Origin of the sequence: Noviherbaspirillum sp. (genome assembly GCF_035654295.1) — a bacterium.
In the GTDB taxonomy this organism is placed as follows: domain Bacteria; phylum Pseudomonadota; class Gammaproteobacteria; order Burkholderiales; family Burkholderiaceae_D; genus Noviherbaspirillum.
In genome coordinates this window covers 1-11,524 of sequence record NZ_DASRXF010000019.1, presented here as the reverse complement: position 1 = coordinate 11,524, position 11,524 = coordinate 1, and the positions used below count along the sequence as shown (strand labels likewise).

Here is an 11,524-nt window from a genome sequence, read left to right as displayed (position 1 = left end):
CATGGGCAAGCACGGTTTTTCGGCACAACGGCTGGAGGCGCTGACCAAGCGCATCGAGGCGGATATCCAGGCACGCTTCATTCCCGGCGCCGCAATGCTGGTCGCGCGCGGCGGCGAGATCGCCTGCGAGGCGGCCATTGGCGTGCAGGACCCGGCGGGCAGCAAGCCGATGGCGCTGGACAGCATCTTCCGCATCTATTCGATGACCAAGCCCATCGTATCGGTGGCCGCCATGATGCTGGTCGAGCAGGGCAGGTTGCTGCTCAGCGATCCGATCGTGAACCACCTGCCCGAGCTGCGCGGACTGAAGGTGGGCGTGGAAAAGGCCGATGCCAAGGGCAAGCGTATCCTGCAGCTGGAAGACGCGCTGCAGCCGATCACCGTGCAGGACCTGTTGCGCCATACCGCCGGTTTCACCTACGGCATCTTCGGCGACTCGCTGGTCAAGGAAGAATACCGCAAGGCCGGTATCGGCAGCCCGCGCGCCACCAGCGACGAGTTCATCCGCCTGATGGGGCAGCTGCCGCTGATGTACCAGCCGGGAACGGTATGGGAATACAGCCACGCGACCGACGTGCTCGGCGTGCTGCTGGAGCGCGTCTCCGGCATGTCGCTCGATGCGCTGCTGGCCGAGCGCATCCTGCGTCCGCTGGGCATGAAGGATTCCGGCTTCTGGGTGGAAGAGAGCCAGCACCACCGCATCGCGGAAGCCTATGGCACCGACCCGGTGACTGGCACTGAAGTGAAGCTGAACCAGCCGCGGCGCAAGCCCAGCTTCATGGGCGGCGGCGGCGGGATGATGTCGACGCTGCACGACTACTTCCGTTTCGCCAAAATGCTGGCCAACGGCGGCGAGCTCGACGGCGTCCGGCTGCTGTCGCGCAAGATGCTCGGGTACATGACGAGCGACCATCTCGTCGGCCTGCCGCTGGCACGCTCCGGCCTGAGCTACCTGCCTGGGCCGGGCTACGGTTTCGGCCTCGGCTTCTCCGTGCGCACGCATGAAGGCGGCGCACTGATGCCGGGATCGATCGGCGATTACAGCTGGAGCGGGCTTGCCGGCACGTACTTCTGGATCGACCCCGCCGAAGACCTGCTCGCGATCTTCATGATGCAGGCGCCGGAGCAGCGCACCCATTACCGGCAGCTGTTCCGCAACCTCGTCTATGCCGCTCTCTAGGCCACGAGTTTCGTTTTCGTTGATCCAGCTCAAGCGCTTCCGTTGCGGCGAGGCCGTCGTACCGGGTTCTGTCCTTGAAGGCCAATGAAATTCTTCTAGACTGCCTCAATCAGAATAGGTCTTGAAGGGAGTCTGCGATGCAAGCGATCAAATGGACCCAGGACATGTCGCTTGGGGTGACCGGCATGGATGCCGCGCATGAGGAATTCCTCGAGGACCTGAGTGAACTGCTGACGACGCCCGACAGCCGCTTCGCGCAGGGGTTCATGCGCCTGATCGAAAAGGTCGAAAAAGACTTCCGTGAAGAGGAAGAGCTCATGGAGGAGATCGATTATCCCGGCCTGCACGGGCACCGCGAGCAGCATGCGCGCGTGCTGGCCGCGCTGCATCATGTCGCGCCGCACGTGATGAGCGGCGATGTCGCGCTCGGGCGCGAGGCGGCCGAACTGCTGCCCCAGTGGTTCCTGTACCACCTCTCCACGATGGATACCGCGCTGGCCTTCGCGCTGGATGCGGAGAAAGGCGATATTAACCCGTCCGCGATACGCCGGGCGGCCGAACGCATCCGCCAAGGCTCCGGCCGCTGACGCTGCGTTGCCGGCACATGTGCATCGTTTCCTTACATCTTTATTGTTGCTGTTGAGCAACAACCGTAGAGTGCTCGAAACCCGGACATCGCGGCACTGTCTGGTTTCGATACACTATGGAAACCTGGCTGAGGCAGGCGAACGCCAGTGCTGGTGCGGCCTCCAGCGGCGCTCTTGTCAGCCGGATGCGAGCCGGAAAAATGGAGAAATCCGTTCCTGTATGAAAGTCGTACAGGTAGTCCCTGCGTAGGAAAAATACTTACAGTTGCGCGCTGGCAATTCCGACTTCCCTCATTTACACTGCCCCTGCTGGGGTGTGCTTATTGCACGCTTGATGGTGTATCGCAGCGGAACTCAGTCAAAAAACATTCGATCGGACGATCAGTCCGGCAGGCTGACTCTCGTTGCTCCGCGCAATTTGGTCGGGGGAGACTGCTATGAATTTACGTACGGTGCGAATCGGTACGCGGCTGGGAATCGGCTTCGGAATCATTCTTGTCTTGGTTGTCTGCGTGCTGGCGGCAGACATCGTCATCAGCGCCAATGGACGCCAGGTCCAGAACGAGGGCCTGAAAGTGGCGACCGCAAAGGTGGCCGTGGCCAGCGCCATGCGCAGTGCCGTACTGGAAGGCGGCATTGCGATGCGCAACGTCGGCCTGCAATACAGCACGCCGGAAATGCAGAAGGAAGAGGCAAAGGCGCTGGTGCAGCGCAAGCGCTTCCAGGAGGCGCAGGACAAGATCCTCGCGCTCGGCCTCTCCGAGCAGGAGAAGGCCATCGTCGCCAACATTGCCGAACTCAACAAGAAGACCGAGGAACCCTTCAAGGAAGCCATCGAGAAGGTCAAGGAGTATGCGAACGAAGCCGCGGGCAAGCTGATCTCGTCGCGCATCGACCCGCTTAACCAGCAGGCCATTGCCGAGATCGACAAGCTGGTCGACATGCAGCAGAAAGCGGTCGAAGGCCTGATCGAAGGCTCGGAAGCGGCAGGACAGCGCCTGACCTACCTGCTCATGCTGATGGGCGCGATCACCGTGGTCACCGGCGGCGTGCTCTCGTTCTTCACCACGCGCAGCATCACCCAGCCCCTGCAGGATGCGGTGGGCGTGGCCAAGCGCGTGGCGGCGGGCCGGCTCGGCGCCGACATCGTGGTCGAGGGCAAGGATGAAACCAGCGAACTGCTGCGCGCCCTCAAGGAAATGGATGAGAGTCTGTCCAAGATCGTCAGCCAGGTGCGCGCGGGGACGGATGAAATCGGCACCGCCTCCAATGAAATCTCCGCCGGCAATTCCAACCTGTCTTCGCGCACGGAATCGCAGGCCAGCGCGCTGCAGGAGACCGCTTCTTCAATGGAGGAACTCACCTCCACCGTCCGCCACAATGCCGAAAATGCACAGCAGGCCAACAACCTCGTGCGTTCGGCATCGGAGTCGGCCGTGAAGGGCGGGGAAGTCGTCGGTCATGTGGTCGAGACGATGGGGTCGATCAAGGACAGCTCGCGCAAGATCGTGGACATCATCGGCGTGATCGACGGCATCGCTTTCCAGACCAACATCCTCGCGCTCAACGCCGCCGTCGAGGCAGCGCGCGCGGGCGAGCAGGGCCGCGGCTTCGCGGTCGTCGCCTCCGAGGTGCGCACGCTGGCGCAACGCTCCGCGCAGGCGGCGAAGGAAATCAAGGATTTGATCAGCGATTCCGTCAAGAAGGTCGACAGCGGCAATGCCCTGGTCGACGACGCGGGGCGCCAGATGGCCGAGATCGTGGCCGCAGTCAAGCATGTGGCGGACATCATGAACGAGATCACCGAAGCCAGCCAGGAACAGAGCCGCGGCATCGAGGAGATCAACCGGGCCATCTCGACCATGGACGAGATGACCCAGCAGAATGCCGCCCTGGTGGAGCAAGCCGCCGCTGCCGCTGCCGCGATGGAAATGCGGGCAGCAGCCCTTGGCCAGACGGTCGCCGCGTTCGACCTGAGCGGATCGGGCCGCGCCACCGCCCCCGTCCACGCTCCGGTGCCGGCCGGGCAATTGCCCGAACCGCGCAAGGAAAGCGTGGCGAAGGTGCTGCCTCTCGGCGCCGTCAAGAAAGCTGCGCTGCGGCTGCGCGGCTGATCCGCGAGAAAAACGGCAGGCTGACGGCCGGTATCCCCGGCCGGCCCGTACAGCTTGCCTGCGTGAAAACTTGCCGCTGGCGCATTCCGGCTTGGCGGCTTGAGGACGCGCAATGCCGCCGTCCTCGCGATAAACCTATCGCTGCGCTCCTTGTCTATCCGCAAACGCACGCCCGCAAGCCGGGGCGTGAACCATGCAACGCGGATAGAAAGGGCACATCATGCTGGAAGCAACCAATGGCATGTCTTCTTCGGTCTGGATGGCGACCGCCGACGTACCTGTTTTCCCACCCCTGGCAGCCGACATCGATACTGAGGTTTGCGTCATCGGCGCCGGTATCGCCGGCCTGAGTACCGCCTACCTGCTCGGCAGGCAGGGCCGCTCGGTGGTCGTGATCGACGCGCTTGGCGTGGGCGCAGGCGAAACCGGGCGCACCACCGCGCATTTCTTTCCGCCGGACGAGTGGTACACCGACGTCGAGAGCGGCTTTGGCGAGCAAGCGGCAAAACGCGTGGCGGACAGTTTTTCTCAGGCAATCACCCAGGTCGAATCGATCATCGCATTGGAAAACATCGAGTGCGAATTCGAACGGCTGAGCGGCTACCTTTACGCGCTGCCCGATAACGGATTCCAGGATCTGCAGAAGGAATTCGAGGCCGCGCACCGCGCCGGCGCCGACGTGGAGCTGCTCGACCGCGTGCCCGGGCTGAGCTTCGACACCGGGCCCTGCGTCCATTACCGCAACCAGGCGCAGTTCCACCCGCTGAAATACCTTGCCGGCCTTGCCCATGGCATTACCCGCCAGGGCGGGAAGATTTATGGCGGGACGCGCGCCCTCGATGTCTCCGGCAACGACACGCTGCAGACGGTATCCACGACCAACGGCCGCATCCGCGCCAAGGCCGTCGTGGTCGCCACCAACACACCATTCAACGACCGCGTCGTCATGCACACCAAGCAGGCCGGTTACCGTACCTACGCGATCGGCGTGCGCGTGCCGCGCGGCTCGGTCCCGCGCATCCTGCTATGGGACACCGGCGATCCCTACTACTACATCCGCCTGGAGACGCCCGACCCGTCGGCGCCCGACGACATCCTCATCGTCGGAGGCGCCGACCACAAGGTGGGGGAGGACACGCATCCGGAGCATCGCTACGACGAGATCGAACGCTGGGTGCGCGAGCGCTTCCCGATGGCGCAGGCGGTCGAATACCGCTGGTCGGGCGAAGTCATGGAGCCGTCCGACGGCCCGGCCTATCTCGGACGCAATCCTATGGACGACAAGAACGTCTACGTCATTACCGGCGATTCCGGCAACGGCATGACCCATACGACCATCGGCGCCATGCTGGTGACCGACATGATCATGGGCCGCGAGAACCCATGGAGCTCCGTGTACGACCCGGCGCGCAAGGTCAAGCACGGCATGTCCGATTTCGTGGTCGAGCAGGCCGACACCCTGTCCAAGTATGGCGAATGGGTGACCGGCGGCGAAGTGGATTCCGCGCAAGAGATCGCGGCGGGCGAGGGCGCTATCTTGCGTGACGGCACGCGCAAGCTGGCCGTGTTCCGGGATGAGCAGGGCGCACTGCATGCGGTCTCCGCCAAGTGCACCCATCTCGGCTGCGTCGTGCACTGGAACTCGGCGGAACGTTCCTGGGATTGCCCCTGCCATGGCTCGCGATTCGATGTGGACGGCGAGGTGCTGCACGGGCCAGCCGCCACGGCGTTGGAGGCCGCGACGCTCGATAGCGGCGACATGAAGCAGGCGGGGCCGGGCGATGCGCACCGGCCACGGCCGGGGGTCTAGACGACAGGGGACATCGATCCAGGTGCCTGGCCGCGAAAAAGCCGGTGCGAGCTGGAAATGGCCGTAAAGCAAGTAGCGGCCCGTTTCACGAACATCTGATCCACGTCATCCCCGCTTGGCACGCATCCAATGGAATGGCGCGTTCCTCGGCCTACACTATGTATCCCCCAATGTCTTGGAGCAGCGACAATGGCTGCCGCGGGCGCAGTTCTCCTGGCTTGTACCGCCGCTGTTGCTGGCGGATGGACACAGGCCGAGGCTGAAAAAGCGTACTGGGATTGCGAATTCTCCGCAGTCCAGGGCCAGATCAGCCTGGACAGCGCTGCTGCCTGCAGCGAGATATACGAGGGGCTGAAAAGGGACAAATTCGATGGCCGCTTCGACCGGTTCCTCGGCTGGTGGCGGGAGAACAAGGAGCGTGAGCTGTCGTCGAGGGGGCAGCCGAGGCGGCCTCCCGATGACTAGCAGGGCATCCAGATGTTTTCAACACGGTCCGCCCGGTCACTAATGCATTGGCTAATACTGTTATAGAAATGCCAGGAGCCTGTTTAGAATTGCTTCGCCCTTACTCCCAAGGGTGGTTCGCATATAACCCGGCTTTAGTGTGCCGGGCGCGAATCTGCAGACAATTCCGCGTATTTCTCGGGCATGCCGGTGCCCGTTGGCGGAATTGTCTGCACCTTTCCCTCACCCTTCGATCCACACCCGCATCAACGACAGCAACTGCCCCGCATCCACCGGCTTGGTGATGTAGTCGGACGCGCCGGCCGAGATGCATTTATCGCGGTCGCCCTTCATCGCCTTGGCCGTCAGGGTGATGATCGGCAGTTGCCTGAACTTCGGGTTCTTGCGAATCGCGCGCATCGTGTCGTAGCCGTCCATGCCGGGCATCATGATGTCCATCAGCACGATGTCGATCGATGGGTCGGATTGCAGCACGTCGATGCCGTCGCGCCCGTTCTCGGCATACAGCACTTTCATGTGCTGGCGTTCCAGCACGGAACTGAGGGCAAAGATGTTGCGCAGGTCGTCGTCGACGATCAGCACTTTGCGGCCGGCGAGGTTGACGTCGGCCGCAGCGGCGTCGTCCAGCATGCGCCGCTGCGTCTCGGGCAGGTTTTCCTGCGAACGATGCAGGAAGAGGGCAGTTTCGGAGACCAGGCGTTCCGGCGAGCGGGCATCCTTGAGGACGATGGTCTTGGCCAGCCGTTGCAGCCTTTCCGTTTCGTCCGGCGTCAGTTCGACGGCGGTGTTGATGACGATGGGCACGTCGCGCAGCGCATAGTCGGCGCCGATCTGCTCGAGCAACGCAAAGCCGTCGATGTCCGGCAGGCTCAGGTCGAGAACGACACAATCGAAGGGCGCGCGTCTGAGGAGCCGCAGCGCTTCCTGCCCCGTGTCGACCGCTTCGATGTGCACATCCGCGCCGCCGATCAGCCGGACGATGGCGTCGCGCTGGATCGGATCATCCTCAACGACGAGCAGGTGGCGCCTGTCGTTCGTGACGAACTGCTGGATGCGCGTCAGCTCTTCCTGCATGCGCGCCACGCTGACGGGCTTTTGCAGGTAAGAGATGGCGCCCTGGCGCAGCGCGCGTTCGCGCGCATCGTTTCCGGAGAGGACATGCACCGGGATGTGCCGCGTCCCGGGGTCGCGCTTGAGGCGTTCGAGGACGGCAAAACCGTCGGCGCCGCTGCGATCGACGTCGAGCAGGATCGCGGCGGGGCGGTAATCGCGGGTCAGCGCCAGTGCCGATTCGGCCTGCCGTGCAACGATGCCCTTGAAGTTGCTCTCGCGGGCCTGGCCGAGCAAGGTCATTGCGTCGCCTTCGTCGTCATCCACGATCAGTACCGCGTGGTCGCCGGGCGAGACAAGCGCGCGGTCGTCGCGCGGCAGCTCTTCTTCGTCCTCCGTCAGCACGGCCTCGGGCTCCGGCAGGTCCGTCACGTCCGCAAGGCGTTCCGGCGCGGGGAGGCGGCTCACCGGCGCGTGCTCTTCCTTGTCCTGCGCCGGATAGTCGTACTCGACGGCGGCGTCGCGCTGATACGGAAGGTATAGCGTGAACGTGCTGCCGACACCCAGTTCGCTTTCCACCCGGATCTCGCCGTGCAGCAGGCGCGCCAGCTCGCGGCTGATCGATAGTCCGAGGCCGGTGCCGCCATATTTGCGGGCGGTGCTGCCATCGGCTTGCTGGAAGGCTTCGAAGATCAGTTGCAGCTTGTCGTGCGAGATGCCCACGCCGGTGTCCGCCACCGAGAATGCGAGCACGGTATCCGCAGCGGAAAGGTCGGGGTGACCCGGCGTCCATCCCGCCTTCGCCACCCCGATGCGCAGCGCTACCTGGCCATGCGGCGTGAACTTGAAGGCATTGGACAGCAGGTTTTTCAGGATCTGCTGCAGGCGCGTGGTATCGGTGCGCATCGACGGCGGCAGGTTGGGACCGAGCTCGATGCTGAAATCGATCTTCTTCACGTTCGCCATGTGGCGGAAGGTACGCTCCACATACACGCGCAGCGAATCGAAGCGGTATTCGCTCATCTCCAGCGTCACCGTGCCGGATTCGATCTTCGACAGGTCGAGGATGTCGTTGATCAGGGTCAGCAGGTCGCTGCCGGAGCCGTAGATCGTCCGCGCGAACTCCACCTGCATTTCGCTCAGGTTGCCCTCCGGGTTGTCGGACAACTGTTGCGCCAGGATCAGCAAGCTGTTGAGCGGCGTGCGCAGTTCGTGCGACATGTTGGCCAGGAACTCGGACTTGTACTTCGAGGACAGGGCGAGCTGTGTCGCCTTTTCCTCCAGCGCAAATTTCGCCTGTTCCACTTCGCGGTTCTTGCGTTCCACCTCGATGTTCTGCTCCGACAGCAGGCGCGCCTTTTCCGCCAGTTCGAGGTTGGTCTGCTGCAGCTCCTGCGCCAGCGACTGTGACTGGGTCAGCAGCGATTCGGTGCGGCTGTTGGCCTCGATGGTGTTGAGCACCACGCCGATCGATTCCATCAGCTGGTCGAGGAAGGACAGGTGGGTCTCGGTAAAGCGCTCCAGCGACGCGATCTCGATGACGGCCATCACCTGCTGTTCGAACAGGATGGGCAGCACCACGATGTTGGTGGGCGGCGCGGCGCCGAGTCCGGAGGTGATCTGGATGTAGTCGCGCGGCACATTGGTGAGCCAGATGCGTTGTTTCTCCAGTGCGCACTGGCCGACCAGTCCCTGGCCGGGCCGGAAACTGCGCGTCAGTTCCTCGGCGGAACGGTAGCCGTAGGTCGAGACCGCGCGCAGGCAGGGATCGTCCTGCGCCGCGTCCATGCGGTAGAACACGCCGTGGTGGGCGTACACCAGCGGCGCCAGTTCCGACAGGATCATGGCCGACACGGCCTCCAGGTCGCGCTGGCCCTGCAGCAGACGGGTGAAGCGCGCGAGGTTGGTCTTCAGCCAATCCTGCTGCGCGTTCTTCTGCGTCGTCTCCTTCAGGTTGCGGATCATCTCGTTGATGTTGTCCTTCAGGTAGGAAACTTCGCCGCGCGCTTCCACCTGGATCGAACGCGAGAGGTCACCGCGCGTCACCGCCGTCGCCACTTCCGCAATCGCCCGCACCTGGGTGGTCAGCGTCGCCGCCATCCGGTTCAGGTTTTCGGTCAAGTCCTTCCACGTGCCTGCGGCGCCCGGCACCGATGCCTGGCCGCCCAGCTTGCCTTCCACGCCCACTTCGCGCGCCACGGTGGTGGCCTGGTCCGCGAACACCGCGAGCGTGTCGGTCATCTCGTTGATGGTGTTGGCCAGCGCCGCGATTTCGCCGCGTGCCGCCACCGTGAGTTTCTTCTTCAGGTCGCCGCTTGCCACCGCGGTCACCACGCCGGCGATACCGCGCACCTGGGCGGTGAGGTTGGCCGCCATGAAGTTCACGTTGTCGGTCAGGTCTTTCCAGGTGCCGGCCGCGCCTTCCACCTGCGCCTGGCCGCCCAGCTTGCCTTCGGTGCCCACCTCGCGCGCCACACGGGTTACTTCCGAAGCGAACGAGGAAAGCTGGTCCACCATCACGTTGATGGTGTCTTTCAATTCGAGAATCTCGCCCTTCACGTCCACGGTGATCTTCTTCGACAGGTCGCCGCGCGCCACCGCCGTCGTCACTTCCGCGATGTTACGTACCTGGGCGGTCAGGTTGCCCGCCATGAAGTTCACGTTGTCGGTGAGGTCTTTCCATGTGCCCGATGCCCCGGGGACATTGGCCTGGCCGCCGAGACGGCCCTCGGTACCCACTTCGCGCGCCACGCGCGTCACTTCCGATGCAAACGATCGGAGCTGGTCCACCATGGTGTTGATGGTGTCCTTCAGCTGCAGAATCTCGCCGCGCACGTCCACGGTAATTTTCTTCGACAGGTCGCCGTTTGCGACCGCCGTGGTCACCTCGGCGATGTTACGCACCTGCGAGGTCAGGTTGCCCGCCATCGAGTTCACCGAGTCGGTCAAATCCTTCCAGGTGCCGGCTACGCCCGACACGTTCGCCTGTCCGCCCAGCTTGCCCTCGGTACCCACTTCGCGCGCCACACGGGTCACTTCCGAAGCGAAGGAGGAAAGCTGGTCCACCATCACGTTGATGGTGTTCTTCAGTTCCAGGATTTCGCCCTTGGCGTCCGCGGTAATCTTCTTCGACAGGTCGCCGCGCGCCACGGCAGTGGTCACGTCGGCAATGTTACGCACCTGGCCGGTAAGGTTGGAGGCCATGAAGTTCACGTTGTCGGTCAGGTCCTTCCAGGTGCCGCCCACGCCTTTCACATGCGCCTGGCCGCCCAGCTTGCCTTCGGTACCCACTTCGCGCGCCACGCGCGTCACTTCCGAGGCGAACGAGTTCAGCTGGTCCACCATCACGTTGATGGTGTTCTTCAGCTCGAGAATTTCGCCCTTCACGTCCACCGTGATTTTCTTGGACAGATCGCCGCGCGCCACCGCAGTGGTCACGTCCGCGATGTTACGCACCTGGCCGGTGAGGTTCGACGCCATGAAGTTCACGTTGTCGGTCAGGTCTTTCCAGGTGCCGCCAACGCCTTTCACTTGTGCCTGGCCGCCGAGCTTGCCCTCGGTACCCACTTCGCGCGCCACGCGCGTCACTTCCGATGCGAACGAGGAGAGCTGATCCACCATGGTGTTGATGGTGTTCTTCAACTCGAGAATCTCGCCCTTCACGTCCACCGTGATCTTCTTCGACAGGTTGCCGTTTGCCACCGCAGTAGTCACGTCCGCGATATTGCGCACCTGCGCGGTGAGGTTGCCCGCCATCGAGTTCACCGAGTCGGTCAAGTCCTTCCAGGTACCTGCCACGCCTTTCACCTGCGCCTGGCCGCCCAGCTTGCCTTCGGTACCCACTTCGCGCGCCACGCGGGTCACTTCCGATGCGAACGAGGAAAGCTGGTCCACCATGGTGTTGATGGTGTCCTTGAGCAGCTGGATCTCGCCCTTGGCGTCGGCGGTAATCTTCTTCGAGAGGTCGCCGTTCGCCACCGCGGTGGTCACGTCGGCGATGTTACGCACCTGGCCCGTCAGGTTGGACGCCATGAAGTTCACGTTATCGGTGAGATCTTTCCATGTGCCGCCGACGCCCGGCACGTTCGCCTGTCCGCCGAGCTTGCCTTCGGTGCCCACCTCGCGCGCCACGCGCGTCACTTCCGATGCAAACGAACGCAGCTGGTCCACCATGGTATTGATGGTGTCCTTCAGCTGCAGAATCTCGCCGCGCACGTCCACGGTGATCTTCTTGGACAAGTCGCCGTTCGCCACGGCGGTGGTCACGTCCGCGATGTTACGCACCTGCGAGGTCAGGTTGCCCGCCATCGAGTTCACC

At 63.5% G+C, this 11,524-nt stretch carries 5 protein-coding genes; 4 read left to right on the top strand and 1 reads right to left on the bottom strand.

All coding sequences use genetic code 11. The features are described 5' to 3' along the window. Position 1 precedes the first annotated feature (1 nt). The 4 genes from VFF99_RS01840 (at position 2) to VFF99_RS01825 (ending at position 5,691) form a co-directional block, all read left to right on the top strand. Positions 2 to 1,180, top strand: coding sequence for a serine hydrolase domain-containing protein (locus VFF99_RS01840; protein ID WP_325014439.1), 1,179 nt, complete (start codon positions 2 to 4; stop codon positions 1,178 to 1,180). Between the two features lie 137 nt (positions 1,181 to 1,317). Beyond that, complete coding sequence (locus tag VFF99_RS01835; protein WP_325014437.1) at positions 1,318 to 1,767, top strand: hemerythrin domain-containing protein; 450 nt, start codon at positions 1,318 to 1,320, stop codon at positions 1,765 to 1,767. Positions 1,768 to 2,204: 437 nt separating this feature from the next. Next, positions 2,205 to 3,881 (top strand): methyl-accepting chemotaxis protein, encoded by a 1,677-nt coding sequence (locus tag VFF99_RS01830; RefSeq protein ID WP_325014435.1) that lies wholly within the window; start codon positions 2,205 to 2,207, stop codon positions 3,879 to 3,881. A gap of 220 nt (positions 3,882 to 4,101) precedes the next feature. Further along, positions 4,102 to 5,691: an FAD-dependent oxidoreductase gene (locus VFF99_RS01825; RefSeq protein WP_325014433.1), complete on the top strand. Its 1,590-nt coding sequence runs from the start codon at positions 4,102 to 4,104 to the stop codon at positions 5,689 to 5,691. A gap of 687 nt (positions 5,692 to 6,378) precedes the next feature. On the opposite strand, the gene VFF99_RS01820 is transcribed toward VFF99_RS01825, so the two are convergent. Beyond that, positions 6,379 to 11,514: a HAMP domain-containing protein gene (locus VFF99_RS01820; protein ID WP_414691491.1), complete on the bottom strand. Its 5,136-nt coding sequence runs from the start codon at positions 11,512 to 11,514 to the stop codon at positions 6,379 to 6,381. Positions 11,515 to 11,524: the final 10 nt, after the last annotated feature.

What these genes read in the sequence shown, in the direction of transcription:
- VFF99_RS01840 (WP_325014439.1), top strand. Translation starts at nt 2, where the DNA reads ATGGGCAAGCACGGTTTTTCGGCACAACGGCTGGAGGCGCTGACCAAG.
- VFF99_RS01835 (WP_325014437.1), top strand. Translation starts at nt 1,318, where the DNA reads ATGCAAGCGATCAAATGGACCCAGGACATGTCGCTTGGGGTGACCGGC.
- VFF99_RS01830 (WP_325014435.1), top strand. Translation starts at nt 2,205, where the DNA reads ATGAATTTACGTACGGTGCGAATCGGTACGCGGCTGGGAATCGGCTTC.
- VFF99_RS01825 (WP_325014433.1), top strand. Translation starts at nt 4,102, where the DNA reads ATGCTGGAAGCAACCAATGGCATGTCTTCTTCGGTCTGGATGGCGACC.
- VFF99_RS01820 (WP_414691491.1), bottom strand. Translation starts at nt 11,514, where the DNA reads ATGGCGGGCAACCTGACCTCGCAGGTGCGTAACATCGCGGACGTGACC.